Source organism: Pseudoalteromonas sp. P1-8 (assembly GCF_001399985.1).
Classification (GTDB): domain Bacteria; phylum Pseudomonadota; class Gammaproteobacteria; order Enterobacterales; family Alteromonadaceae; genus Pseudoalteromonas.
This window is the reverse complement of record NZ_LJSO01000001.1, coordinates 148,089-173,643: the sequence shown is the minus strand read 5'-3', so window position 1 is coordinate 173,643 and position 25,555 is coordinate 148,089. Positions and strand designations below refer to the sequence as shown.

23 protein-coding genes and 1 pseudogene are annotated in these 25,555 nt (G+C 41.4%); 20 read left to right on the top strand and 4 right to left on the bottom strand.

Annotated elements, in window-relative coordinates:
* The first annotated feature begins 14 nt into the window (after nt 1-14).
* The 8 genes from nagX (at nt 15) to AN213_RS00670 (ending at nt 7,605) form a co-directional block, all read left to right on the top strand.
* Entirely contained in the window at nt 15-1,145 is a 1,131-nt protein-coding gene (gene nagX, locus AN213_RS00705; RefSeq protein WP_054561756.1) for a transmembrane glucosamine N-acetyltransferase NagX, read from the top strand.
* Between the two features lie 210 nt (nt 1,146-1,355).
* A complete protein-coding gene (gene nagB, locus AN213_RS00700) occupies nt 1,356-2,150 on the top strand; it encodes a glucosamine-6-phosphate deaminase (RefSeq protein ID WP_054561755.1) in 795 nt (264 codons plus the stop codon).
* A 114-nt stretch (nt 2,151-2,264) separates the two neighbouring features.
* Nucleotides 2,265-3,182 carry an NAD(+) diphosphatase gene (gene nudC / locus AN213_RS00695; protein WP_055196839.1) on the top strand — a complete coding sequence of 306 codons (918 nt, stop codon included), beginning with the start codon at nt 2,265-2,267 and terminating at the stop codon, nt 3,180-3,182.
* Between the two features lie 19 nt (nt 3,183-3,201).
* Complete coding sequence (locus AN213_RS00690) at nt 3,202-4,380, top strand: cystathionine beta-lyase (RefSeq protein WP_055196837.1); 1,179 nt, start codon at nt 3,202-3,204, stop codon at nt 4,378-4,380.
* Nucleotides 4,381-4,495: 115 nt separating this feature from the next.
* Complete coding sequence (locus AN213_RS00685; protein WP_054561752.1) at nt 4,496-5,314, top strand: ABC transporter permease; 819 nt, start codon at nt 4,496-4,498, stop codon at nt 5,312-5,314.
* Nucleotides 5,311-6,219: an ABC transporter ATP-binding protein gene (locus AN213_RS00680; RefSeq protein ID WP_055021539.1), complete on the top strand. Its 909-nt coding sequence runs from the start codon at nt 5,311-5,313 to the stop codon at nt 6,217-6,219. Before AN213_RS00685 ends, AN213_RS00680 begins: the two co-directional genes overlap by 4 nt.
* A gap of 2 nt (nt 6,220-6,221) precedes the next feature.
* Nucleotides 6,222-6,596 carry a PH domain-containing protein gene (locus AN213_RS00675; protein WP_054561750.1) on the top strand — a complete coding sequence of 125 codons (375 nt, stop codon included), beginning with the start codon at nt 6,222-6,224 and terminating at the stop codon, nt 6,594-6,596.
* Between the two features lie 220 nt (nt 6,597-6,816).
* Nucleotides 6,817-7,605: a putative porin gene (locus AN213_RS00670; protein ID WP_054561749.1), complete on the top strand. Its 789-nt coding sequence runs from the start codon at nt 6,817-6,819 to the stop codon at nt 7,603-7,605.
* Nucleotides 7,606-7,662: 57 nt separating this feature from the next.
* Here the strand turns inward: AN213_RS00670 and AN213_RS00665 are convergent, their stop codons facing one another.
* Complete coding sequence (locus AN213_RS00665) at nt 7,663-9,513, bottom strand: M2 family metallopeptidase (protein WP_054561748.1); 1,851 nt, start codon at nt 9,511-9,513, stop codon at nt 7,663-7,665.
* 168 nt (nt 9,514-9,681) lie between these two features.
* Between AN213_RS00665 and AN213_RS00660 the strand changes: the two genes are divergently transcribed.
* Nucleotides 9,682-11,961, top strand: coding sequence for an acyl-CoA dehydrogenase (locus AN213_RS00660; RefSeq protein ID WP_055196835.1), 2,280 nt, complete (start codon nt 9,682-9,684; stop codon nt 11,959-11,961).
* Nucleotides 11,962-12,020: 59 nt separating this feature from the next.
* Here the strand turns inward: AN213_RS00660 and AN213_RS00655 are convergent, their stop codons facing one another.
* On the bottom strand, nt 12,021-14,390 hold the full coding sequence (locus AN213_RS00655; protein WP_055196833.1) for an EAL domain-containing protein: 2,370 nt from the start codon (nt 14,388-14,390) through the stop codon (nt 12,021-12,023).
* A 191-nt stretch (nt 14,391-14,581) separates the two neighbouring features.
* On the opposite strand from AN213_RS00655, the gene pyrC reads away from it, so the two are divergent.
* From pyrC to AN213_RS00605, 10 genes are all read left to right on the top strand, one after another.
* Complete coding sequence (gene pyrC, locus AN213_RS00650; protein ID WP_055196831.1) at nt 14,582-15,628, top strand: dihydroorotase; 1,047 nt, start codon at nt 14,582-14,584, stop codon at nt 15,626-15,628.
* Nucleotides 15,629-15,968: 340 nt separating this feature from the next.
* Complete coding sequence (locus AN213_RS00645; RefSeq protein ID WP_036967526.1) at nt 15,969-16,178, top strand: cold-shock protein; 210 nt, start codon at nt 15,969-15,971, stop codon at nt 16,176-16,178.
* 435 nt (nt 16,179-16,613) lie between these two features.
* Complete coding sequence (locus tag AN213_RS00640) at nt 16,614-17,228, top strand: response regulator transcription factor (protein WP_063705929.1); 615 nt, start codon at nt 16,614-16,616, stop codon at nt 17,226-17,228.
* 474 nt (nt 17,229-17,702) lie between these two features.
* Nucleotides 17,703-18,473: a DUF3450 domain-containing protein gene (locus AN213_RS00635; protein WP_054551560.1), complete on the top strand. Its 771-nt coding sequence runs from the start codon at nt 17,703-17,705 to the stop codon at nt 18,471-18,473.
* Nucleotides 18,474-18,479: 6 nt separating this feature from the next.
* A complete protein-coding gene (locus tag AN213_RS00630; RefSeq protein ID WP_054561743.1) occupies nt 18,480-19,844 on the top strand; it encodes a MotA/TolQ/ExbB proton channel family protein in 1,365 nt (454 codons plus the stop codon).
* On the top strand, nt 19,844-20,368 hold the full coding sequence (locus tag AN213_RS00625; RefSeq protein WP_054551558.1) for a MotA/TolQ/ExbB proton channel family protein: 525 nt from the start codon (nt 19,844-19,846) through the stop codon (nt 20,366-20,368). Before AN213_RS00630 ends, AN213_RS00625 begins: the two co-directional genes overlap by 1 nt.
* Before the next feature lie 14 nt (nt 20,369-20,382).
* Complete coding sequence (locus AN213_RS00620) at nt 20,383-20,787, top strand: biopolymer transporter ExbD (RefSeq protein ID WP_054551557.1); 405 nt, start codon at nt 20,383-20,385, stop codon at nt 20,785-20,787.
* A complete protein-coding gene (locus AN213_RS00615) occupies nt 20,787-21,404 on the top strand; it encodes an energy transducer TonB (RefSeq protein ID WP_054561742.1) in 618 nt (205 codons plus the stop codon). Before AN213_RS00620 ends, AN213_RS00615 begins: the two co-directional genes overlap by 1 nt.
* Before the next feature lie 11 nt (nt 21,405-21,415).
* Complete coding sequence (locus tag AN213_RS00610) at nt 21,416-22,675, top strand: hypothetical protein (protein ID WP_054561741.1); 1,260 nt, start codon at nt 21,416-21,418, stop codon at nt 22,673-22,675.
* 56 nt (nt 22,676-22,731) lie between these two features.
* Nucleotides 22,732-23,736 (top strand): hypothetical protein, encoded by a 1,005-nt coding sequence (locus tag AN213_RS00605; protein ID WP_055196829.1) that lies wholly within the window; start codon nt 22,732-22,734, stop codon nt 23,734-23,736.
* Nucleotides 23,737-23,750: 14 nt separating this feature from the next.
* Here AN213_RS00605 and AN213_RS00600 read toward each other — a convergent pair whose 3' ends face one another.
* Nucleotides 23,751-24,086, bottom strand: a complete 336-nt coding sequence (locus tag AN213_RS00600) for a TraR/DksA C4-type zinc finger protein (protein ID WP_054561739.1) — start codon at nt 24,084-24,086, stop codon at nt 23,751-23,753.
* Nucleotides 24,087-24,137: 51 nt separating this feature from the next.
* Nucleotides 24,138-25,115: a tRNA-dihydrouridine synthase gene (locus AN213_RS00595; RefSeq protein ID WP_055196827.1), complete on the bottom strand. Its 978-nt coding sequence runs from the start codon at nt 25,113-25,115 to the stop codon at nt 24,138-24,140.
* Between the two features lie 173 nt (nt 25,116-25,288).
* On the opposite strand from AN213_RS00595, the pseudogene AN213_RS20300 reads away from it, so the two are divergent.
* Nucleotides 25,289-25,555: pseudogene (locus AN213_RS20300) on the top strand (hypothetical protein); the annotation flags it as partial.

Below are 25,555 nucleotides of genomic sequence, written 5' to 3'. Positions count from 1 at the left end.
TTTAAGGTAATACAATGACAACAACACAACCAACAAGAAAACGTTTGGCATCGCTGGATGCACTGCGCGGCATGGATATGTTTTGGATATTAGGCGGACAGTCACTATTCGCAGCGCTCTTCGTTTTAACTGGCTGGACTGGCTGGAAAGTTTTTGAAGCACACACCGTGCACAGCGTTTGGCATGGCTTCACATTTTACGATCTGATTTTCCCATTGTTTATATTCTTATCGGGTGTGGCGATGGGGTTAGCCCCGAAACGCATTGACCATTTACCGTTTGATGAGCGCAAAGTGTATTACCGTAAGGCGGGTAAACGTCTTTTACTATTGTGTTTATTAGGTATTTTGTATAACCACGGCTGGGGCACAGGGATGCCAATGGCGTTGGATGAAATTCGTTATGCCAGTGTGCTTGGCCGCATCGCTATTGCGTGGTTCTTCTGTGCAATGTTGGTTTGGCATACCAGTTTACGAACACAAATTATTACCGCAGCAGCTATTTTAGTGGGTTATTGGCTACTACTTTGTTTTGTTCCAGTGCCGGGTGGCAGTGCTGGCGACCTTTCAGCAGCAGGAAGTTGGAATGCATGGTTTGATGCACACTTACTACCGGGGATTAGTTATCAAAACCGTGTGGTAGACCCAGAAGGTGTATTGTCGAATATCCCAGCGATAGTTAATGCATTAATGGGTGTGTTTGCAGGTCAACTAGTGGCTCGTGCTCAGCAAATTGGCGAGTGGAAAATGACCGCCTTATTGTTCGCCGCAGGTGTGGTAAGTGTGTGTTTAGGTTGGTTATGGGATTTACAGTTCCCAGTAAATAAAGAGCTTTGGACTAGCTCATTTGTGCTTGTAACCGTTGGCTGGAGTGCCATATTGCTCGCCGTTTTTTATGCACTGGTGGATATTCTGCCAGGGCAACGCGCCGCGTATCCTTTTGTGATCATAGGTGCAAACTCTATTATTATTTACTTAGCGTCAAGTCTTGTGAATTGGGGCTATGTCAGCCAAAGCGTATTTGGTGGGGTGGTTCGAGCTGTGCCAGAGGCATGGCAACCCCTGATGGCGGTAATTGCATTATTAGCAGTACAAATGCTGGTATTGCATTGGATGTATCGCCGTAAGATCTTTGTTAGTGTTTAATAATTATTAGACACTAACAAAAAGAGTAATTTTTTATTCACTTTTACTTTACAAAGATAAAACTAGAAGTGATAATGACAGCGTTGTCATAATGGTTATAGCTACTGCATCGTATCCTGGCAGTGGTTTGATCTAAAACCCAGCTCGATTGCACGTGGGGTTGGGTTTTAGGTCCCATTTTTTTCCAACTTATAATTAGAGCTAATCGATATGCAAATAGTGATTCTTGATGATGCAGCCCAAGTTGCAGCGTATGGTGCCAACATCTTTGCGAAACAATTACTAAAAAAACCAGCCTCAGTACTTGGTCTTGCCACAGGGTCAACACCTGTTGCTTTGTATCAACAACTGATCGAAAAAAATAAAGCTGGCGATATTTCGTTTAGCCAAGCGACAACATTTAACTTAGATGAATACTTAGGTTTAACTGGCGAGCATCCACAAAGTTATCGTTACTTTATGAATGAACAGCTATTTAACCATGTTGATATCGATAAACAAAACACCCATGTACCGCCGGGTGATGCAGTAAACCCGCTTGTTGCTTGTAATGAATATGAGCAAAAAATCACAGCGGCTGGTGGTGTTGACGTACAACTACTTGGTATTGGCCGTAATGGTCATATTGGCTTTAACGAACCTTCATCTGGTTTGACATCACGCACCCGTGTTAAAACACTGACCAAAGCGACAATTGAAGACAATGCGCGATTTTTTGCTGAGGGTGAGTATCAACCGCATTTATCAATCACTATGGGTATTGGCACTATTTTAGAAGCCAAAAAAGTAGTGCTTTTAGCAACCGGTGCAAGTAAAGCTGATGCCGTTCATGCCATGGTAGAAGGCCCGTTAATGGCTAAATGCCCAGCTTCAGCTCTGCAACTTCATAAAGATGCGGTGATCATCATTGATAAAGCTGCAGCGAGTCAATTAGAAGATTTAGAGTTCTATCAGCATATTGAAGCTGAGAACCAAAAACTACAAGCGCACCTAGCGACCTTGTAAAATTGTGAGAGAGAATAAAAAAGCCCAGTTTGGGCTTTTTTTATGCCTGTAATAAATTGGGTTTATCATCCGCTTATGGTAGTTTTAGCGAGTAAACTATTTTCAAGGAATGCCATGCTGAATTACTCTCAAATGCCATTGGATCGTGCATCAAATCGTCGTAAAGATCCAAAGTGGTTAAAGGCTCAAATGAATTCTCAGAGTCGCTGGTTATTGGTCAATAACAATCAAAGTTTATTTGTTAAAGACAGTCCTGAAGTGTGTTATTTACGCTTATCTCAAGTGGATCATCTCGACTTATCAAAAAGCATTTTATTGGGTTTAGACGACGATGATGTGGCTCATTTTGCTTTAGACGTCAGCCATGTTCCAGACTCACTTATTGAGCCTATGCTTAATGGCGCTGAATTTGTAGATATTCGCAAGTTAGGCCCACAAGTTGAGTTAAAACAAGGTTCGATTGCCGCACTGGCAAGGGGCTTGTGTTTTTGGCACGCAACGCACCGGTTTTGTGGCCGTTGTGGTCATGAAAATAATATGGTTGAAGCTGGGCATTCACGATTATGTGAGAACCAAACTTGCCAGCATCAAACCTTTCCGCGAACCGATCCTGCGGTGATTATGATAGTTACTAAAACCTTTTCAGATGGGGTTGAGCGCTGCTTGTTAGGCCGTCAAGCAAGCTGGCCTGAAGGTGTTTTTTCAACTCTTGCTGGTTTTGTAGACCCAGGTGAAACACTAGAGCAGGCCGTTGCCCGCGAAGTTATGGAAGAAGCCGGTGTTGCGGTGACAGATATTCAATATATCGCTTCACAGCCTTGGCCATTTCCATCATCAATTATGTTTGGCTTTATGGCCACAGCGGTTTCAGAAGATATTCAGGTAGATAAAGACGAGTTAGACGATGCAAGATGGTTTAGCCGTGCTGAACTTAATGAATTCGGCCAATGGCATGAGCAGGGCAGTCATCTTAAACTAACCCGACAAGATTCTATTTCTCGATTTTTGGTTGAGCACTGGCGCAACCTGTAAAGCACAGCTTGGACAAATTATGACAAAGACAAATAAAAATACCCAAATCGTCTCTGCAGGGCGTAAAAAAGCGTACACACAAGGGGTTGTGAACCCTGTGGTGCAACGTGCATCAACGGTAGTATTCGATTCAGTGGCTGATTTAAAAGCAGCGGCGAAGAAGCGAGGCGACAAAACGTTATTTTATGGCCGTCGCGGTACGACGACACACTTTGCTTTGCAAGAAGCCATTGCTGAACTTGAAGGTGGCGAAGGCTGTGCGCTATATCCATCAGGTGCGGCTGCAATAAGCAATGCGCTACTCTCGTTTGTGAAAGCGGGCGATCATATTTTAATGGTGGATACCGCTTACGAGCCGACCCGTGATTTTTGCGACAAAATACTGGCTGGATTAGGAATTGAAACAACTTATTACCCGCCGGGAATTGGTGCAGGGATTAGTGAGCTTATTAAAGATAACACTCGCGTATTGTTTTTAGAATCACCTGGCTCAATCACCATGGAAGTGCAAGATGTGCCAGCCATGGTTGCAAAGGCAAATGAGCGCGGTGTAATGACCATGCTAGATAACACCTGGGGGAATGGTCTGCATTTTAGACCGCTTGAGCATGGCGTAGATATTAGTATTCAAGCAGCGACAAAATATATCGTTGGTCACTCAGATGTGATGATGGGGGTGGCGGTTGCCAATAAAAAGTATTGGCCAACCCTTCGCGAAAATTCATACCTACTTGGGCAATGTACCTCTGCTGATGATGCTTATTTAGCGCTACGTGGTCTGCGTACTATGGCTGTGCGTTTAAAACAGCATGAACAAGCCGCCATCGAAGTAGCTAAATGGCTTGAAACACACCCATTGGTTGATCATATTCGCCATCCTGCTTTTGCAACGTGCCCGGGTCATGAGTTCTTTAAGCGAGACTTTGATGGCAGTAACGGCTTATTTTCATTTGTAATGAAGCAGGGAAATCAACAAGCGATTGATGCGTTTTTAGATAGCTTGCACCATTTTAAAATGGGCTTTTCTTGGGGTGGTTATGAGAGTTTAGTCACAGCAAACCTGAGCATGAAAGGGCTTCGCTCTGAAACAGGTTGGTCGCAAGGTCCGGTAATAAGGCTACACATTGGTCTTGAAGATGTGGCTGATTTACTAGCCGACCTTGACCAAGCGCTTGCAGTGTACGAAAGCCACCTCTAGGTTAAAAGTTTATACTTTGTTACATAAGACCCGCTTGTCGGGTCTTTTTTTTCTGGTAATTCAAGCTGTTTCAACTTAGTGTAATTCTAATAATAAAATTCATTAAGGATTATGAGTGACGCAGTTACATCCTAAACGTCTTGCACAAATTGCCCAATTTGAGCTAGTACGACTATTTCTAACCAAACGTGGTTTGTTGGCGGTTGCCGCTTTTGCCATTTGTTGGCTACTTATTTTACGCTATCCCATTGCCCAATCTGTGACCTTGATAAGCTCACCTGATTTTGCCGACTTTGCAAGACAAGCATTTGGCGCCATTGGCATCAGTAAATTACTTGATTGGCCTGAATCTGAACTTGCTGTTTATTGGCTGATTGCTTTATTTAGTTTCCCAAGCTTCTGTTTGTTTTTATGTAGTGACCAAACAGTGGGCGATAGACAGCGAGGTACGTTACGCTTTTTATCACTTAGAGCGACTCGTTCAGAAATTATTATTGGCCGCTTTTTAGGGCAGCTACTCATTTTAGCAGCATTGTTGTTTGTTACCTTGTTGGCAACGGTTGCAATGCTTGGCTATCGTGAGCCAAGTTTGCTGCTTTCTGGCTTATCGCGAAGCTTTATGTTGTTATTTTATTTGCTTGTTGCGGTTATGCCATTTATTGCGTTGATGAGCTTTTTGAATACATTTGCCCGTTCATCGCGCCTTGCATTTGTATTGGCTATTTTGTTCTTTGCTGGCGGTAATATTGTGATTGGCTTACTAACATGGCAATGGCCTGCATTTGAGGTTTTAAATTACATATTTCCGGGCTATCAACTTGATTTAATGGCAGGTCAGCGTGCTGGTGTCACATTGGCACTTGGTTTACCAGTTTTACAAACGGCTGTGCTACTGGTTGCTGGTGAACGAATTTTTGCGAGGAGCTCATTATGACCGTTTTAATTCAAGCACAAGGCTTGTCAAAAAACTACGGGGCTAAACGAGCGCTCGATAACGTCAGCTTTGAGATAAACAAAGGGGCACCGGTAGCGCTAGTTGGTCCTAATGGTGCGGGTAAAACAACGTTATTCAGTTTGTTATGTGGCTATATTTTACCAAGCTCAGGAAAGCTATCGGTAATGGGGCATACCCCAGGTAATGCGGCGTTATTCGGTAAGCTAACCGCGTTACCGCAAGATGCCCAGCTTGATCCTCGTTTTAGTATTGCGCATCAACTTAACTTTTATGGTCAATTACAAGGGCTCAGTGGTGCGGTTCGTAAAAAAGAAACGGCTCGTGTTTTAGAGCTCGTTGGTTTGTCAGAAGTGGCTAAGCAGCGACCGGATGACCTTTCTCATGGTATGCGTAAGCGAGTGACGATTGCACAGGCATTAATTGGTTCACCTGAAATAGTGATGCTTGATGAAGCAACTGCAGGCCTTGATCCAATTCATGCTCGTGAGGTAAGGGAGCTGGTAAGTTCTTTAAGTAACGAAGCAACATTTATTTTAAGCTCCCATGACTTAACTGAGCTTGAGCGTTTATGCTCTCAGGTTTTACACCTCGATAAAGGGGTGTTAAGTGAGCATCAAGCCCGTTCTAGCACGCAGGATAATAAACACTTTATTACGCTGCAGTTAAATCAACAATATGATGATGTAGAAGCAAAGCTTGCTGGCCTTGCCCATGTACATCATGTTTATATGAGCCAAGCAAAAGAATATGTGATCGAGTTTGAAAAAACCGCTGAGCCTTTTGATATCAATCTTCTACACTTTTGTTATCAACAAGGTTGGCAGTATCGTCAACTGGTGAATGGTCACACACTCGAAAACCAAATTTTTCATAAGGAGAGCTAGTTATGGGTCTATTAAGTGGATTAATGGGTAACGCAAGTGAAGTCGATAACGATGATTTAGAAGAGCTGCTTGCTAATACCCTGATTGATGGTGAAACAGTACAAAAAGCCTATAAAGTCATTCGTGATATGTTCATCTTTACCAATAAAAGATTAATTATTATTGATAAACAAGGCGTTACTGGTTCTAAAGTTGAAATGCTGAGTATTGCTTACTCAAAAATTACTAAGTTTAGTAAAGAGAGTGCTGGGCATTTTGACCTTGATGCTGAACTAAAAATTTGGGTTGGTTCAGATCCAACGCCAATCAGTAAAGACTTTAAAGCAGGAGATAACATTAATGAGGTTTATAGAATTATAAGCGAGTTTGCTTTATAAGGTACTGACAAGCTTTATTTTTTCACTAAAAGTTGGTTTAGAGACGCAAGTTTCGGCCAACTTTTTCTTTACATTTGCCGACACTTTATTACAATTAATCAAGTAAAAACAAATGCTTAGTTAAGTTTCCATTCAGTTTTCTCACGTTAGCATGTGCCCAACTTAGCCATCAGGCTAGTTTTCAACAGCAATGAAACAATGTTAATAGGGAAATCTGTTTATGAAAAAGTTAGCAGTTATTATTTCGAGTATGCTTCTGTCAACTGCCGCGACTGCTGCGGATAGTTACCAATCAATCAGCCATTTAGGATACATGGACACCGATGGCAACGACACAGTAAGTGTTGATTCAACGTATTACTTCGCGCCAAAGAAAACAATGGGTCCATACGACCAGTTTGAATACATCAACAGAACAACCAACGTGTTTGGTTCGTACGCAGATGATGACTTTGGTGATGTAACTAACATCGGTGGTGAATACTTCGTACAAGATTTTGTATTTGGTGCGGGTTACAGCAACTACGATTACGGTTCAGATACTGATTTATTCAATGTGTCTGCAGGTTACTTCTTTAATCCTAACCTTCTTCTTAAAGCGACATTTATCGACGTAGAAGACGGTGATAACACTGTAATGTTCGACCTTAAATACAATCACCAGCTTAACAGCACTGATTACTTAGGTTTCACATTCACAGCAGACGATGAGTTTGATTACCGTGCAGTAAATGCAAAATACTTCATGGATCTTCAACAAGGTAACTACCTAACAATTGAAGGTACAATCTCAGATACAGACGATAGCGGTAGCTCTTGGGAACTAGGTTCTAACTACTACTTCTCTAAAGCAACGTCAGCATTTGTAACGTTTAATAAAGAAGATGACTACAGCTTTGGTGCACAGCACTTCTTTAACAAAAACATTGGTTTAAAAGCAGGTTATGCAAACAACTGGGATGACTCAGACTACGATGCATACTTTGCAAACGTAAGCTTACAGTTTTAATCATTAATTTTATGATATAAAAAAGCCCGCATTATGCGGGCTTTTTCGTTTTTATCATTACCAACCGCACTGGCGGCCTTCATTTTGCTCATCAAGGTATTTTTGTAACGGTGCAAAGTAATCTAAGATTGCTGTTGCATCCATTTCTTCTTTACCAGTGATAGTAGCAAGAGCTTCTTGCCATGGGCGGCTTGAGCCCATTTCTAACATAGCATTTAGTTTTTCACCTGCCTCAGCAGAGTTGTATACAGAACAACGGTGAATCGCTTCTTCGTTACCGGCAATTTCACATAAACTTCTGTGGAAGTCGAATTGTAAAATGTGCGCTAGGAAATAACGTGTGTAAGGCGTGTTGCCTGGTACATGATACTTAGCACCTGGATCGAAGTCTGCTTCGCTACGTGCGATAGGCGCTTGTACACCTTGGTATTTTTCACGTAATTCCCACCACGCTTTGTTGTAGTTCTCAGGTGTTACTTCACCCGAGAAAACTTTCCAGCGCCATTGGTCTACTAATAAACCAAATGGAATAAATGCTACTTTGTCTAATGCCATTTTCATTAATAGGCCAATATCTTTAGATTCATCAGGTACTTCGTCTAATAAACCAATTTCTTTTAAATAACCTGGCGTTACAGAAAGAGCAATGGTGTCACCAATCGCTTCGTGGAAACCATCGTTCGCACTTTCTTGATAATAAATAGGCTGCGTGTTGTACGCGCGTTGATAGAAGTTATGGCCTAACTCATGGTGAATAACAGAGAATTCTTCACCTGTGCGTTGAATACACATCTTAATACGTAGGTCGTCTTTGCTATCAATATTCCAAGCTGACGCATGGCACTGTACGTCACGATCTTGAGGTTTAGTGAATAGTGAGCGCTCATAGAAGGTATCTGGCAATGGCGCAAAACCCATTGAGGTGAAGAACTTCTCAGCGCCACGTACCATTTTAAGTTCGTCGTAATCGTGCTCAGCTAATAGTTCTGTTACGTCATAACCAGGATCGGCATTTTCTGGTGCAACAACATCGTAAATGTTACCCCACGTTTGTGCCCACATATTTCCTAGTAGGTGTGCAGGGATAGGCTGGTCTTGTGGTACTTTATCCTCGCCATATTTTTCACCTAGCTTGGCACGAACATGACAATGTAATGAATCATAAAGCGGTTTAACTTGGCCCCAAATACGGTCGAGTTCTTTTGCAAAATCATCGGCTGGCATGTCGTATTTACTACGCCACATAGCACCTGTATCTGCATAACCTAGCTCTTTTGCACCTTCATTGGTGAGGGCAACTTGTTGCTCATAAAGCGGGCGCATAGGTTTTGAAACTTGACGCCAACCTTGCCATAAATCAAGCAATTCATTGTAATCACGGCTCGTTGCCATTTTTGCGGTCATGTCGCCAAGGCTTAAACAGCTACCATCTTCTTTACAGTATTTACCTTTACCATAAATACCCCCTAGCTCAGCCACTAATTGTGAGAGCTTAGCTGTTTTTTCAGCATCTTGTGGTGCAGGTAAGGTAAGCGCTAGTTTAAGTTTATCGAGTTTACGACGCGCATCGTAATCTAGCTCTAAACTATCGAATTTTGCGGCTTCATTAGCAAGGCGAACAACGGCTTCGGTCATCTTGCGATTTACTTCAGCAGATAGTTCCGCAGTATCATGGGTAATGAAGTTGGCATAAATCCATTCAGCACGGCTTGCTTCTAAATAAAGCGCGCTTAATTCTTTTTCAGTAGCGGCGATAAATTTATCGGCATCTTGTGCGGTAACTTGGCTTGTTTTGACTTCAGCAGTCGTTGTTTTATTGCTCGCAGTGTCATCATTACAGCCAGTAAGTGCTAGTGCACTTGCGACCATAAGCGCGCTGATGCTGAGCTTAAATGGAGTCTTTTTCATAACGTTCCCTAGAAGTTTATTGTTATTTATTGCCCATGCATAATAGCAGTGTCTTAGTAAACAACAAACTGCCTAGTTGAAAACAACCTAAGTAAGAGCTGCTTACGTTGTATTTATGGCACGATCAGTCATACTTGAAGCAGTTAATTAAAATAAAAGGATTGCACAATGACGACCGTAATCATTCTGTTACTGGTTGCTGTGATTGTAATTTTTGCGGTGAAAGACATTCGCCTCAATCTTGTCACACGACCTACGTTTAGTATGTTTAAAAAAGTTTTGCCGCCGTTATCGCAAACAGAACGTGAAGCTATGGAAGCAGGTGATGTTTGGTGGGATGGTGAACTATTCAGTGGTAACCCTGATTGGCAAAAACTGCATCGTTTTCCTAAACCTGAACTCAGCGAAAAAGAACGCGCATTTATGGGCGAGCAAGTCGAAACCTTGTTAGTCATGCTTGATGATTATCAAATCGTGCAAAAAGATAAAGACCTACCAAAAGAAGTGTGGGACTACCTAAAAAAAGAAGGATTTTTTGCGTTAATCATTCCTGAAAAATTTGGTGGTCGCGAGTTTTCGGCGATTGCAAATTCAACCATCGTATCGAAAATTGCCACTAAGAGCTTAACCGCTGCGGTCACCGTAATGGTGCCCAATAGTTTAGGTCCAGGTGAATTACTCCTTCATTATGGTACTACCGAGCAACAAGAGCGTTGGTTGCCAAGCCTGGCTAAGGGTGATGATGTGCCTTGTTTTGCATTAACGGGTCCTGAGGCTGGGTCTGATGCAGGCAGTATTCCTGATACAGGCGTAGTGTGTAAAGGCATGCATGACGGTGAAGAAGTGATTGGTTTAAAACTTAACTGGTCAAAACGTTATATCACCCTTGCACCCATTGCCACAGTGCTGGGTCTTGCATTTAAGATGTACGATCCTGAGGGTTTATTAGGTGATAAAAAAGAGCTTGGCATTACATGTGCGCTTATTCCAACTGATCACGAAGGTGTACAAACAGGTGAGCGTCATTACCCGTTAAACATGGCATTTATGAATGGCACAACATACGGTAAAGATGTGTTTATTCCACTTGATTGGATCATCGGTGGCGAAAAAGGCGCTGGTCGAGGCTGGCGCATGTTAGTTGAATGTTTAAGTGCAGGCCGCGGTATTTCGTTACCGGCGCTTAGTACAGCAACTGGCCATTTGGCTTCAAGAATGACATCAGCCTATGCAACCGTTCGCCAACAGTTTGGTGTTTCGATTGGCCAATTTGAAGGTGTTCAAGAGGCGCTTGCTCGCATTGGTGGTTTAACTTACACCTTAGAATCAGCAAGGCTAATGACTGCAGGGGCGATTGACTTAAAATTGAGTCCGTCTGTGGTTACCGCTATAGCTAAGTACCATATGACTGAAATGGGTCGTACAGTAATGAATGACGCTATGGATATTCATTCAGGTAAAGGTATTCAAGTCGGGCCGAATAACTATCTAGCTCATGGCTATATGGGGATCCCGGTATCGATTACCGTTGAAGGTGCAAATATTCTTACTCGTAATTTGATGATCTTTGGTCAAGGTGCCACTCGCTGTCATCCGTTTGTTTTAAAAGAAATGGAAGCAGCAGCAATGGAAGACCATGATGTTGCCTTAAAAGAATTTGATTCATTACTACTGCAACATATTTTATTTGCTGGCAGTAATGCAGGTATGGCATTTGTGCACGGTTTAACACGCAGTTACTTCGCTAAAGCCCCTGTATGTGGCGCAACTACTGTTTACTACAAACAGTTAAGCCGCATGAGTTGTGGTTTAGCATTTTGTACTGATGTTGCGATGCTAGTATTAGGTGGTGAGTTAAAACGCAAAGAGATGATTTCGGCGCGTTTAGGTGATGTGCTTAGCCACTTATATCTTGCTTCATGTGTATTGAAACGCTACGAAGATGAAGGACGTCAGCAAGCTGACCTACCATTTGTGCAATATGCCGTTGAGCATTCGTTATTCTGCATTGGTCAGGCATTCGACGGCTTCTTTAAAAACTTCTCTAATCCTGTAATTAATTTCTTACTAAAACGTATTGTGTTCCCACTAGGTAACCATTACCACCGTCCAAGTGATGAGTTAGCCCAAACAATGTGTGAGCACATGAGCAAACCAGGGGTCTTTAGGGACAGATTAACCCACCTTTGTTATGTCGATGAAAATGCAGGGACTGGTGTAATGGAAAATGCCTTTTTAGCCATGATTGATACCCATGAAGACTTTAAGCAGCTTCGTAAATGGCAAAAAGAAGGCACTATTGCTAAAAACCTTGAACTCGAGGGCGCAATTGCCGCAGCGGCAGAGAAAAACTTGATTAACGAAACCGTTGCAGAGCGCATGAACCAAGCCAATGAGTTACGTAAACAAGCGATAGCCGTTGATAACTTTGCACCTGGCGAGCTGTAACTTTTTGTAAAGTATAAACAAACTAAGCCTTGTATTTGCAAGGCTTTTTTATATTAGCATTATAGGCCGTGAGTGATGACTTTTTCTGCTTCACTGGCGGGCATGGGTTTCGCTTTTAAAAAGCCTTGACCAAACTTACATTGAGTTTGTTTTAGGATTGCCAATTGTTTTTCTGTTTCAATCCCTTCAGCAACGACATCGAGTTTTAACGATTGTGCTAATGATAAAATGGCATCAACCAAGGGGTTATGCGCTTTGTTTAAGTGGTCAATGAAACTTTTATCAATTTTCATTATGTGAATCGGTAATTGATGTAAATAACCAAGCGCTGAGTAGCCTGTGCCAAAGTCATCTAAACACAGTTTTACTTCAAGAGGCTCAAGGCCCTTAATGATTTTTGTTGCCAGCTCTAAATTGCCAATAAGGCCAGACTCTGTGATTTCTAAACATAATGAGCCAAGTGGCAATTTATATTGTTTGTATAAGGAATGTATTTGCGCTACAAAATCGAGGCTCGCAAAATGACGTGATGATACATTCACAGTAATGCGGCCAAATGCTTTTCCTTCACTCGTCCACTTTGCGATTTGCTTTGCAGCAAGCTCAAGCAAATGTAAATCTAGATTGATAATTTGCCCTGTGTCTTCAGCAACGGGAATAAAATCATTTGGCGAGACAAAGCCTTTACTTGGGTGGTGCCAGCGTACAAGTGCTTCAAAACCTACAACTCTTGTGTCTTGAATGGTAAAAATTGGCTGGTAGTAAAGCTCAAAATCGTCATGCTCAATACCATGCTGTAAATCATTTTCTATATCAGCATGATTTTTAAGTTTTTTACGCATGGTATTGTTGAAAAACTTAACCTTACCACGGCCAGATGACTTTGCCTCGTACATTGCTGCATCGGCATGTTGTAATAGCTTATAAGCTTGGTCGCGACTGCTTTCACAAAAGGCAACGCCTATACTGGTAGATGCTTGCAATAGGTGGCCGTCAATATTGAGAGGCTCTGTTAGTACCTGTTGAATGCGATCTAGAGCATCATTAATTTGTTGTTTATCGGTGATGTTTTCCATAAAGATGGCAAACTCATCCCCCCCTAAACGGGCAAAGGTATCGGTATTGCGAATGGTACCTAAGATCAACTCACAGATTTTTACCAAAAAGTGGTCGCCAACCTCATGACCTAATGAATCATTGATACTCTTGAAGCGGTCAAAGTCTAGATAGAGCAGGGCATGTTGGTGACGCTTATCAGCTCTTGCTAGGCGAAGGATCGCATGTTTAATACGTTCTATTAATAACGAGCGATTAGCAAGGCCGGTTAATTCGTCGTGAAGAGCGCGGTGCTCAAGCTCTTGTCTTGATAATTGACGGTCTATCGCCATGCTAATTTGGCGGCTCACATACGTAAGTAAGGCACGGTCATGTTCGTCATAATGATAGCTTTTACTGTAACTTTGTACGGCGATAACACCACTAATGCGCTCATTTACTTTAAATGGCACACCCAGCCAAGACTCGGCCTGACGACCAACCATTTTAAAATGACCAGCATCAATATGCTGTTGAAATTCTTCTTTCGTAAAAAGTAAAGATTGGTCGATATTTAATAAGTAATAAGATGCGGTGTCTTTTAATTGTTCTTTCGATATTTTCTTATGCGCGTTAGAACGCACGCCTTCTTCGATAATGTAAACTAAATCAAGTACATCTAGTTGCTTGTCATACAGGCCAATGAAGAAGTTATCAGCCCTAAGTAAAGAGGTAATAATGCCGTGTAAAGATTCAAAGAAACTATCTAGCTCGCTCGATTGATAAGTTAGATTGGCAATTTGCAGCATCGAGCGTTCTAGCTTTTGCGCATCATTTAACTGCATCACAGTTTGCTGTAAGTCTTCTACGGTGCGAACTTGATTTATCTTGGCACTTAATAGATGCGCCACTGTTGATAAAATCTCTAAATGGGCGTCGTTGTAGTAATCTTTTTGCGGGTGCTCACAGTCAATGACACCCAGTACTTTTTCTTTATAAACTAATGGTACGCAAAGCTCAGAAAGAGCAGGGCGAGAGTCAGCGATATAACGAGGGTCTTCACTGACATCGCCAATCATTAACGGTTTACCAGTGCTTGCGACATACCCCGTAATACCTTGGTCAAAGCTAATTTCTGTTCGGTCGATATGGTAAGTATCATGGCTGCTTGCTGTGCCAATAGACGCCATTTCTTTGAGGGTGCGAGTTTTGTCATCGGCTAGATAAATAACACACTCTATAAAACCTAGGCGGCTTACCACTTCTGACGTGACATACTCTAACAATTCTTCAACTGTGTCTAATTGCATCACAGATGATGAGAACTGATTAATAATATGTAGTTGGTCTGTTTTGACCTCAAGTGCAAAAGCAGCGTCTAAACTCTTAGGCATAGAATAAAAGGTAACCGAAATGTTGTATTAATTTATTACGTTAACCTACTATCAAACTATCCACAAAGTTATTTTCAAAAAAAACTGGAACTGGTGTAAACTAGGCACCTGAATATGAACTTGGGTAAATAAGCGAGGTTATTTGCTCAATGTTTACGCTATCCCCCTAACTTTAGCCGTGGAAACAAGCAATGTCAGATTTAAATTCGATGCAAACTCTAACAATTACACGCCCTGATGATTGGCACATTCATTTACGTGATGGCGAGCAACTCGTTGATACCGTTCGTGATGCTAGCCGTTATATGGGTCGCGCGATCATCATGCCAAACCTTGTTCCACCGGCAACCTGCACAGACACTGCGTTATCTTACTATGAGCGAATTAAAGCTGCGGGCCCACAAGGTAACTTTGAACCATTAATGGTGCTTTACCTAACAGACAAAACTACACCAGAAGAAATCAAAAAAGCTAAAGCGACAGGTAAAATTGTTGCTGCTAAGTTGTACCCAGCTGGTGCGACGACCAACTCAGATTCGGGTGTAACATCAATCAAAAACATTTACCCTGTACTTGAGGCAATGCAAGAAGTAGGGATGTTGCTGCTAGTGCACGGTGAAGTAACCGATTCATCAATTGATATTTTTGACCGTGAGAAGGTATTCCTAGAAACAATTCTAGCGGACGTGGTTAATGACTTCCCGAGTCTTAAAATTGTGCTTGAGCACATCACCACGAAAGATGCAGTAGAGTTTGTTAATAATGCACCAGAGAATGTTGCTGCAACAATTACTGCTCATCACCTTCTTTATAACCGTAATCATATGCTAGCAGGTGGTATTCGCCCGCATTATTACTGCTTACCTATTTTAAAGCGTAACATTCACCAGCAAGCGTTAATTGGTGCTGCAACAAGCGGCAGCAAAAAATTCTTCTTAGGTACTGACTCTGCACCACATTACAAAGACAAAAAAGAAGCGGCGTGTGGTTGTGCCGGTGCATATACTGCACATGCAGCTATTGAGCTTTATGCAGAAGCGTTTGAAGAAGCGGGTGCTTTAGACAAGCTTGAAGGTTTTGCGAGTCACTTTGGCCCTGACTTCTATGGTATGCCACGAAACCAAGATACAATTACACTAGTTAAAGAGAGCTGGACAGTACCAGCAAGCTATAAACTAGGTGATTCAGAAGTAGTTCCAATCAAAGCAGAAGCGCAAATGGATTGGCAAGTTAAGTAAGTTTTAGCAAGCTATAAATTGAGATTTAAAAGCCCATCTATTTGATGGGCTTTTTTCATTGATAATTAATTGTTTATAAATAGTACTGTCATATATTTTTGTTTAGGCAGTTGACCTTAAAATTATTTTCGATTAATAGAGCTAAAAGCAATTTAATGTGTTAGTCTTAAATTGCTTTGAGTTTTTGCGTATTGAATTTACGGATAATGTGCGGCTGTACGGTTACCGGTTTGGTTATTGGTTCTTCCTGTACTTTACCCCAAGTTTTTTGGGCATTCACTCAGGGAGGATAGAGCCATTATGGCTGAATTTTAATAATTGACTTACAGGAAAATTTGGTATGTCAAACACGGTTACTGGTAAAGTTAAGTTCTTCAACGAAGCTAAAGGCTTCGGTTTTATTGAACAAGAAAATGGCCCTGATGTATTCGTACACTTCAGCGCTATCACAGGTACAGGCTTCCGCACTCTAAGCGAAGGTCAGCAAGTATCTTTCGGCATCAAACAAGGTCAAAAAGGCCCTGAAGCTGAGAACGTAGAAGTAGCATAATTAATTATGCGAACCTAAGCATTTTGGTGAAACAGTTTCTGTTTCACCAAAAATTCATTTTTATCTCCTGCCAAACCCCGAGTTTTAACTCTCTATAAATAGTTATAAACTGTACCGAAATTATATTCCTCCAAAGGCATTGTTTAAGACTAAATTAATCAGCCAATAAGCTAGAACTTCGCATTCTATGTCCTAAAAGCTACTCTCCATAACTAAAGTATTATATGCTGTACCGATAGGATTTATTTAACATGACATCACCCGTTATGTTTAGTTTGTAGTTTTGATCGAACTCGAAAGTGAGCAGCTAAAAAAGTTTATAGTTATTTTTCACCAATCTAGAAATAACCCGCTAAACTTAAATTATCCACAAGTGGAATAAATGCTGAGTAACTTATACTTGTTTGATGAAATATAATGAAGGTTTGCTAATCGATGAGCATAGGAAACAATATACTTTTGGTAGACGACCACCCGATGGTGGCAACAGCAATTAAAATGGTACTCGCTAAGTCTACACTAGTTAACGAAGTACAAGCTGTTGGAAGTCAAAAGGAAGCATTGCAGTTTTTAAAAAGTAATAATGTAGCGCTGGCAATTTTAGACATTGAGTTAGAAGACTCAGATGGCTTTAGTTTATATAAGCGCGCAGTCAGTAGTGGGTTTACTGGCAAAGTATTGTTTTTATCTGCTAAGCAAGACAAACATATTATTCGCACTGCAGCAAAGCTAGGCGCTCAAGGATTTGTTAACAAGGCCGAAAGCCTTGAAGATATCTCCTCCGCAGTTGAAATGATTTTGCGTGGCTATACTTTCTTTCCACAAGAGCACCTAATAGCGTCTGAAAAAGACATAGACGAGTTACTCACTGAACGTGAACTCGCAGTGATGAATTATCTACTACAAGGCTTATCAAACAAAGATATTGGTGAAAAACTTTTCATCAGTAATAAAACGGTAAGTACATACAAAGCGAAAATATTTGAAAAACTTGAGGTTGATTCAATTATCTCACTCGCTAAGCTAGTTAAAGACCGCGCCGTATTTTAACTCTCTCACCCGTAGCGGTGAGAGATTTCAACTCTCTCATTCTTGTGTTTAGTGTCTGATTTGGCTGCTTATTGAGCGGTTAGATGTATTGAGTGCATAAAAATTCTTCAAAACAGATTTTTTAGATGAACAAAGTGAATTTTTTTTTCATTTTTCTTCAGCACTTTCAGATTTCATAAAATGTTACATTTATGTTTAAGGTTGAACCTAATATGAATGCAATGTTCGCCAGTAAAGGGCTATAGAAGTACCACATGAATACCTCTGTTATATTTTTGTTAATTCATTGTTTTGGTTATTTTCATCTCAACGACGAGTCACCAAATTTTTCCGATGAAAGCCGAACATCAAGTTGACAGACTCTGAAGCATTTAGCATTATTGGAGAGTTGATATCTATTAAAAGATATCAGGGTTGTCCTCTTCGGAGGATAATTAAATTATAAAAGTAACATTACTTAATTGGTTGGGAACTATGTCTGTTAAAATCAGAAAGAGTCTTGTAGCATCAGCGTTGGTTGGCGCTTTTGCATTTGCAAGCAGCAATGTGATTGCAGATCCTTTGAAAGATGTGCAAGATGCAGGTCAACAAATTCAAAAGGCTGCTGTTAAGTCTCAAACTAAAATTGACAATGTATATGGTCAAACTCAAGAGCTAATCGCTGAGTACCGTAGCGTTGTTGACGAAACTGAGCTAATGAAGGTTTATAACGATCACGTAGCACGTTTGGTCGCTGACCAAAACGCTTCAATCGAATCGTTTGACCGTCAAATCGCAACTATCGATAACACGAAACAAAACGTTGTGCCTTTGATGTATCGCATGATCGATACGCTTGAGCAATTCATCAAAGCGGACGTTCCGTTCAATCTTGAAAACCGTCTTGCACGTGTTGAAAGACTTCGTGACATCATGGCGTCAGCATCAGTTACTACATCTGAAAAATTCCGCCAAGTTCTTGAAGCTTACACTGTTGAAACTGCATACAGCTCAGCTGTAACTGCTTCTCAAGGTACTCTTGAGATTGATGGTAAGAGCATCAACGTTGACTTCGGTCGTTTAGGTCGTATCACTTACGTAGCTCAGTCTTTTGACCTTAAGCACGCGTGGGTGTGGGATAACAACACTAAACAGTGGAAAGAATTAGGTGAAGAATACCTAAAACCTGTTAAAGAAGTTATCCGTATGGCGCGTAAACAAGCGACATTAGAACTTGTTAAACTACCAATTTTTGGCGCGGAGTAATCAATAATGAAGAAACTATTTAAAGGTTTTGCTGTTGCAGCAGTACTATCTGTTTCTGCAGGTACCGCGCTTAATGCACACGCAAACACTGATGCTTTAGACAAAATTCTTGAGCAAGTTAAGCAAGAACGTATCTCTGAAGGCAAATTAAATAAGCAACGTGAACAAGAGTTCCTTTCAGCTCGTGCTGACAAGCAAGCGTTACTTAACAAAGCTAAAAGCGACCTAGCTGCTGAAAAAGCACGTGGTGACCGTTTAGCTAAAGAATATGCTCAAAACGAAAATACTTTAGCAGAAAAAGAGCAAGCTCTTTTAAATGCTCAAGGTACATTAGGTGAGATGTTCGGTGTTGTACGTCGTGCAGCTGCTGATGCAATCGGTTCAATCGAAGCATCACTTGTTTCAGCTGAAAAACCAGGACGTGCTGAAGTACTTCGCTCACTAGCTGCTGCGAAAGAACTTCCAACTGTTCGTGAACTAGAAGAGCTTTGGATTTCTCTTCAAACTGAAATGACTGAGTCAGCTAAAGTTTCAACTTTCGAAACTGAAGTTGCAGGTCTTGACGGTTCATCTTCTGTGAAGAAAGTAACTCGTATCGGTAACTTCAACTTAGTAACTGACGACGGTTATTTAATCTACTCTCCAGAAACTAAAGCGATTCAACCTCTAGGTAAGCAACCTGATAGCTACATCCTAGCTGGTATCAGCGATTTAGAAGGTACTTCTGCAGATAACTATGCTGGCGTATATATCGACCCAACTCGTGGCGCGATCTTACGTATCAACACGCAGAAGAAATCACTAATGGAATACTACGAGCAAGGTGCTGAAGTAGGTTACATCATCACATTACTATTAATTGTTGGTCTACTTATCTTCATCGTTCGTTTCATTGATCTTGCGCTTACTAGCACTAAGATTAAGAGCCAGCTTAAAAACCTTTCTACTCCGAATACAAACAACCCACTGGGTCGTATTCTTAAGGTATACGCTGACAACAAGAATCAAGACGTTGAAAACCTTGAGCTTAAACTTGACGAAGCAATCCTACGTGAAACGCCTCGCATCGAAGCTGGTATCAACATCATCAAGATCTTGGCAGCAATCGCTCCATTACTAGGTCTACTAGGTACGGTAATCGGTATGATCCTTACGTTCCAAACAATCACATTGTTCGGTACAGGTGATCCGAAGATCATGGCTGGTAATATCTCTCTAGCACTTGTTACTACAGCGTTAGGTCTAATTGCAGCTCTACCACTTATTCTACTTCACTCAATTGTTGCGGGTCGTAGTAAGTCGGTTCTACATGTCCTTGATGAGCAAAGCGCTGGTATCATCGCTGCTCACGCGGAGAAGGAGAAAGCCTAATGCTAGTCCTGATGGAGATCTGGGAATCTATCAGGGATTTTGTTGGCACAGGCGGCCAGGTATTATACGTGGTCGCGATAGCACTCTTTCTTATGTGGGTTTTAATGATTGAGCGCTATTGGTTCCTACTAGCTGAGTTTCCTCGTATGACGAAGAACATTGTAGCTCAGTGGGATGCCCGCCAAGACACTACGTCTTGGTACGCACACAGAATCCGTGAAGCATGGATTTCTGAAGCGTCTGAAAAATTAGATCAGCGTATGTTGTTGATTAAGACATTAGTAGCTGTTTGTCCTTTAATCGGCTTATTAGGTACTGTAACGGGTATGATCGCGGTTTTCGAAACCATGGCTACTCAAGGTACTGGTAACGCACGTTTAATGGCATCAGGTATTTCAATGGCAACAATCCCAACAATGGCTGGAATGGTTGCGGCACTATCTGGAGTATTCTTTAGCTCACGTCTAGAAGCGAGAGCGAGAATGGCGAAAGCTAAACTTGTAGATAGCATGCCTCATCACTAGAGAGAGAATTAAATATGGCACGTAAACAACGTTTTCGTGAAGAAGAAGAAGCAGCGGTTGACATGACGCCAATGCTTGACATCGTATTTATCATGCTTATTTTCTTTATCGTAACTACATCGTTCGTTAAAGAGGCTGGTATCGAAGTCAATAAACCTAAAGCAGCTGCAGCTACGAAGCAAAAAAATGCAAACATTTTTGTTGCTATCCGCGCTGACGGTGCGATCTGGATTGATAAACAACAAGTAGACGTTGAGCGTGTATCAGCTAAGCTTGAAAGTTTATTAGCAGAACAACCTACTGAAGTTGTAATTTTGCAAGCTGATAAAGAAGCAAAACACGGCGTAGTAGTTAAAGTTATGGACCAGATCAAAGCGACGGGTGATAACCTTAAAATTTCAATAGCTGGAGATCAGTAATGATTCGTTTTCTGTTTTCACTGATTGCAGGTGGGGCAGTTACTTTCGGCTTGTTCTACTTCATGGCGTACCTCATCTCCGGTGGAGCTGATCGTGCGACTGAACAAAAAGAACAGATTGTAGTCGAAATTATGACGAATCCGCCTGAATCTAAGGTGCAGGAGAGGAAGCGTGTTCCGCCTCCGCCTCCGCCACCGCCAAAGCAGCCGCCTAAGCCGCAGCCGCCTCAGCCGGAAAACAGCAACCCGAACACTGGTGGTTTGTCATTTAATATGCCAAGCATCGATGTGGGTAGCACAGCTGGTGGCCTAAGTGGTCCAGGTGCATTTGGACGTGATGGTGACGCGACACCTATCGTTCGTATTGAACCAAAATACCCTACGCAAGCAGCGCGTGATGGTAAAGAAGGTTGGGTACAACTTTCATTCACTATCAATGAAGTGGGTGGTGTAGAAGATGTTCAAGTGATCGACGCAGATCCTAAACGTATCTTCGACCGCGAAGCTAAACGTGCGCTACGTAAGTGGAAATACCGTCCGAAAATCATCGATGGTAAACCACAGAAGCAATTTGGTCTTCAAGTACAATTAGACTTTAAACTTAACCAAGGCAACTAAGGAGGCGAGTAATGAGAAATTTATCTAAAGTAACTGCACTTGCGCTTCTTATGTCTCTATCAGGTGTAGCTTTCACTGCACCTGCTTTAGCGGCGCCAGATTACGCGAAGATTGAAGCGCGTAAAAAAGCAAAAACTAAAGTTATGGGCGAGCGCGTTGGTAAGAAAGTTATTAAAGCGTTTGACTTGTACAATGAAGATAAGCTTGATGAAGCGATTGCACTACTTAAAGAAATTGATCCTTCAGATGATTTCGATAAGGCAACAGTTGATCGTTACTTAGGTCAAATGTACGCTCAAAAAGAGCAGTACCAATTGGCTATTAAGCACATCTCAGCGGCAGTTAAGCCTGACGTTTTAAACTTTGCTGACCAAGAGCAAGGCCTAAAACTTCTAGGTGATATGTACGCGGGTACTGAGCAATATGCAAAAGCAAAAGAAGCTTATGCAGCTTGGATGGACTTCACAGGTGAGGAAGACGACAAAGTTTATACACGTATTGCGCAAGCAAACTACGAGTTAAAGCTTTACAAAGACGTACTTCCTGCTGCAGACAAAGCAATCGAATTGGCAAAAGAACCTGCTAAAGCTTCTTACCAATTAAAGCTAGCTGCCTATTTTGAACTTAAACAGTACAAAAACATGGTAGAAGTAGCTGAAGAGATTGTTCGTGTTTGGCCTGAAGACAAAAAAGCCTGGGTTGGTTTAGGTAAATACTACCTACAAACCGAAGACTTCAAGAAAGGTCTAGCGACCATGGAAGTTGCCTACAAAAATGGCTATTTTGAAAACGAAGTTGAATACAAAGTACTTTCTAACTTCTATTCGTTAAATGATATTCCTTACAAAGCAGCAGTCGTGCTTGAAAAGGCAATCAACGAAGAAAAAGTTAAGCGTAACAAGCAAAATATCAGTGCAGTGGCATCTAACTACCACCGTTCTAAAGATATTGAAAAAGCAGCTAAATACTATGAAGAAGCGGCTAAATTTGATGACGATGCAGAGCTTTATCGCAAAGCGGGTTCATTACTTTTACAATCGCAAAACTATAGTGCAGCCGTTGTTCGTTTGAACAAGGCATTAGAGTTAGGTTCTGACAAAAAAGGAACTATCTACTCTGATTTAGCTGAAGCTTACTACTACCAAGAGAAGTACAAGCAAGCTTACAACGCTATCACTAAAGCAATGGATGATCCGCGCACGCGTCGTTTCGCGAAGAGCTGGTCGACCTTCATCAAAGATAAAGCCGCTCGTAACGGTGTAAAAATCTAATTGATGTTGTTTTAAATTAAAAAGCCCCTCTGGGGCTTTTTTTATGGAATTTTAAAATGCTAAGACAGATCGTATTATTAGTTGTCGCAAGTGTGATGCTGATAGCTTGCTCTGAGCAAACATCAGGTTTCAAAACATTTCGTGAAGGGCAGCAAGCGCTGCAAACTATTAATAATTTATTATCGACTCAAGAACAGCAAAGTGAAGCTGCTAGCTGGCCTTTCTCAGAAAGTTATTTGCAAGCGCGTCATCAAGCTTATCAAGGACTAAAAGCGATTAAGTTAGATGTGTCACAACAGGCGCAATTAAATTATTTAATTATTGCTGAGCGTTATCCTGAGCGTTACTTTGTATGGCCTGTACAACGTGATGTTATTAGCCAAGCTCGTTCATTAGATGACTACTCAGTAAATGCACTAGCTAACTGGCTAGAGTTAGTTGAAACGCAGTTAATTGCAGCTGAGCAAAGCAATCTGAAATTAAATAAAATCGAATTAACGCTTTTACATAATATGGTCAAATCGCACCTTGATAATAGCGATGACAGTGTACAAGCAGCACTAAACAAACTTAATCAATATTTAACTCAGTATAAACCGCGTACAAAACTTGGTTTAGTTGGTTTGGCAAACGGTAAAGATTGGTATCAAAGTAAACTTAATTACTTTAGTGGTGAAACTAAGCCACCTTTAAATTGGTTAAGTGAGATACAGGCTTCGTTAAAGCAATCGCAGAGTGCAGATTTTGTATTACCTGTATCAGACTCTCACGCTAAACCATTAGTAATGAATTATTTTGTAGAAAATCATCAGCACACAGGCCTTGATTGGCAGCTTGATTATCTCGACCCGCTCAAAAGTAAGCGTAAATTAACACAAGGGGAGCAATACTTCTGGCAAGTTATGATGGAAACTGACTTAGGTATTCATTATCACACGTGGAGTGAACAGCAAGCACGTGTCAACTTGATGAAGCGTTTAGGTGTAGTTCAGCAGCAAGCTGATTGGTTAATTGAGGATATCGTGCTTTATCCTGCGATGAGCTTTATTTTTATAAATTAGTACAGCGCTGCGCTCTATGGAGCGCAACGTCGACAGCGTTGGCTTGCAGGATCTGCAAGTAAACGTTCGTCATCAATTTTTTCTTCACAATCACAGCAATAGCCATACTGCCCAATATCGATTTGGCATAGTGCTGCTTCTAACTTTTCTATTCGAGCAATCAATATTTGATACTCAGAACCGAGATTATTTGCTGTCAGCTCTAACCAGTCTGAAGGGGGATTATCCTTGAGTTGCGATAGCAGTTGCTGATGATAGGCTTGATCAGAATTAGCCAGCATATCGAGTAAACGTTGTCTAACCTGCGCAAGTTCCGCAGATAACTTTGTTTGAATTTCAGTATTGTTCATCGCTTTTCTTCCAAGTGGGCAATACTGGTATTATCAAACAAAATCGATTTGCTAATTATGATTTGTATCAATACTCGGCGCTTTCGCGTACTTTCTTAGTACATCTGCAACTTCATCTTTGGCTTTTAGACGGCGGATCTCATCAAAAAGTGCGTTAGCTTGTGGGTATTGGCGTTTTAAATAGCCGAGCCACTGCTTAGTACGAGAAGCAAAATACTTTTCACATTTGCTCTCGTCTTGATGCATAGATGAATGAATAATGTGGTATATCACATGCTCCCATAACATCGGAGTGTAATGCTCGTTTTCTGCATGAGATTTTATTTGTTTTGCTAAATCAGGCATCGCTAATGAACCACGACCAAGCATTAAATCTTGGCAATGACTGCGCTTTTGACAAAGCATGGCATCTTCAACTTGCCAAATTTCGCCGTTAGCAACGACCGAAATATTTTTATCTTTGATCAACGGCGGGATTTTTTCCCAATATGCCGGTGGGTTGTAACCATCTCTTTTAGTTCTGGCATGAATAGCAAGACTTGAAGCACCAGCGCTAACAACAGCATCAACAATTTCTTGGCTATTACTATCATCATCAAAACCAAGCCTAATTTTGGCACTAACTTCATGGCAAGGGTCAACAGCATCACGTACGGTTTTAATAATTTCGTACATGTGTTCAGGATCTTTTAACAGTACCGCACCACCTTTACTTTTGTTCACTGTTTTAGCTGGGCAACCAAAATTTAAGTCGATACCATGCGAGCCTAGGCGTATTGCTTTGACGGCATTTGCTGCCAAAGCATCGGCAACTTGACCTAGCAACTGAATACGCACTGGCGTACCTGCACGGGTATAGCCACCTGTTTTTAGCTCAGGACAATAGCGATGAAACACGCGTTCGGGCAGTGTGTCTTCAACGACACGAACAAACTCTGTTACGCATAAATCAAATCCACCTAAATCAGTTAGGAGTTGTCGCATTTTAAAATCCACAACGCCTTCCATCGGTGCTAAAACTAGTCGCATGATACCTGTTAACTCATCAAAAATTAGGACGCGTATTCTAGCTGTTCTGGATTGTTTTATAAATCGTAATTTGCATTCTTGGCACTTTCAGAAAATAATTATAAAAATTTTGAAAGTAATTTTTAGTTCTCGGGTCTTGTTTAATAACCCTTTATAAAAAAGAGAGTCATCGAATGAACACAGTTAAGAAAAATTCAATTGCATTAACATTAGGTGCGGTTGTAGTAGGTGCGTCAAGTTTTGCAGCCACTGATGCCAGTGCAAACCCATTTGAATTTCAGCAAATGCAAGCAGGCTATCAACTAGATGCCGCAGAAGGTAAATGTGGTGAAGGTAAATGCGGCGGCGATAAAAAAGCCGAAAAAGAAGGCAAATGTGGCGAAGGTAAATGCGGCGCAGACAAAAAAGCAGCTAAAGAAGGCAAGTGCGGCGAAGGTAAA

Bases quoted from the DNA above. Each gene is read 5' to 3' on its own strand.
- nagX (WP_054561756.1), top strand. From the start codon at position 15: ATGACAACAACACAACCAACAAGAAAACGTTTGGCATCGCTGGATGCA.
- nagB (WP_054561755.1), top strand. From the start codon at position 1,356: ATGCAAATAGTGATTCTTGATGATGCAGCCCAAGTTGCAGCGTATGGT.
- nudC (WP_055196839.1), top strand. From the start codon at position 2,265: ATGCTGAATTACTCTCAAATGCCATTGGATCGTGCATCAAATCGTCGT.
- AN213_RS00690 (WP_055196837.1), top strand. From the start codon at position 3,202: ATGACAAAGACAAATAAAAATACCCAAATCGTCTCTGCAGGGCGTAAA.
- AN213_RS00680 (WP_055021539.1), top strand. From the start codon at position 5,311: ATGACCGTTTTAATTCAAGCACAAGGCTTGTCAAAAAACTACGGGGCT.
- AN213_RS00675 (WP_054561750.1), top strand. From the start codon at position 6,222: ATGGGTCTATTAAGTGGATTAATGGGTAACGCAAGTGAAGTCGATAAC.
- AN213_RS00670 (WP_054561749.1), top strand. From the start codon at position 6,817: ATGAAAAAGTTAGCAGTTATTATTTCGAGTATGCTTCTGTCAACTGCC.
- AN213_RS00665 (WP_054561748.1), bottom strand. From the start codon at position 9,513: ATGAAAAAGACTCCATTTAAGCTCAGCATCAGCGCGCTTATGGTCGCA.
- AN213_RS00660 (WP_055196835.1), top strand. From the start codon at position 9,682: ATGACGACCGTAATCATTCTGTTACTGGTTGCTGTGATTGTAATTTTT.
- AN213_RS00655 (WP_055196833.1), bottom strand. From the start codon at position 14,390: ATGCCTAAGAGTTTAGACGCTGCTTTTGCACTTGAGGTCAAAACAGAC.
- pyrC (WP_055196831.1), top strand. From the start codon at position 14,582: ATGTCAGATTTAAATTCGATGCAAACTCTAACAATTACACGCCCTGAT.
- AN213_RS00645 (WP_036967526.1), top strand. From the start codon at position 15,969: ATGTCAAACACGGTTACTGGTAAAGTTAAGTTCTTCAACGAAGCTAAA.
- AN213_RS00640 (WP_063705929.1), top strand. From the start codon at position 16,614: ATGAGCATAGGAAACAATATACTTTTGGTAGACGACCACCCGATGGTG.
- AN213_RS00635 (WP_054551560.1), top strand. From the start codon at position 17,703: ATGTCTGTTAAAATCAGAAAGAGTCTTGTAGCATCAGCGTTGGTTGGC.
- AN213_RS00630 (WP_054561743.1), top strand. From the start codon at position 18,480: ATGAAGAAACTATTTAAAGGTTTTGCTGTTGCAGCAGTACTATCTGTT.
- AN213_RS00625 (WP_054551558.1), top strand. From the start codon at position 19,844: ATGCTAGTCCTGATGGAGATCTGGGAATCTATCAGGGATTTTGTTGGC.
- AN213_RS00620 (WP_054551557.1), top strand. From the start codon at position 20,383: ATGGCACGTAAACAACGTTTTCGTGAAGAAGAAGAAGCAGCGGTTGAC.
- AN213_RS00615 (WP_054561742.1), top strand. From the start codon at position 20,787: ATGATTCGTTTTCTGTTTTCACTGATTGCAGGTGGGGCAGTTACTTTC.
- AN213_RS00610 (WP_054561741.1), top strand. From the start codon at position 21,416: ATGAGAAATTTATCTAAAGTAACTGCACTTGCGCTTCTTATGTCTCTA.
- AN213_RS00605 (WP_055196829.1), top strand. From the start codon at position 22,732: ATGCTAAGACAGATCGTATTATTAGTTGTCGCAAGTGTGATGCTGATA.
- AN213_RS00600 (WP_054561739.1), bottom strand. From the start codon at position 24,086: ATGAACAATACTGAAATTCAAACAAAGTTATCTGCGGAACTTGCGCAG.
- AN213_RS00595 (WP_055196827.1), bottom strand. From the start codon at position 25,115: ATGCGACTAGTTTTAGCACCGATGGAAGGCGTTGTGGATTTTAAAATG.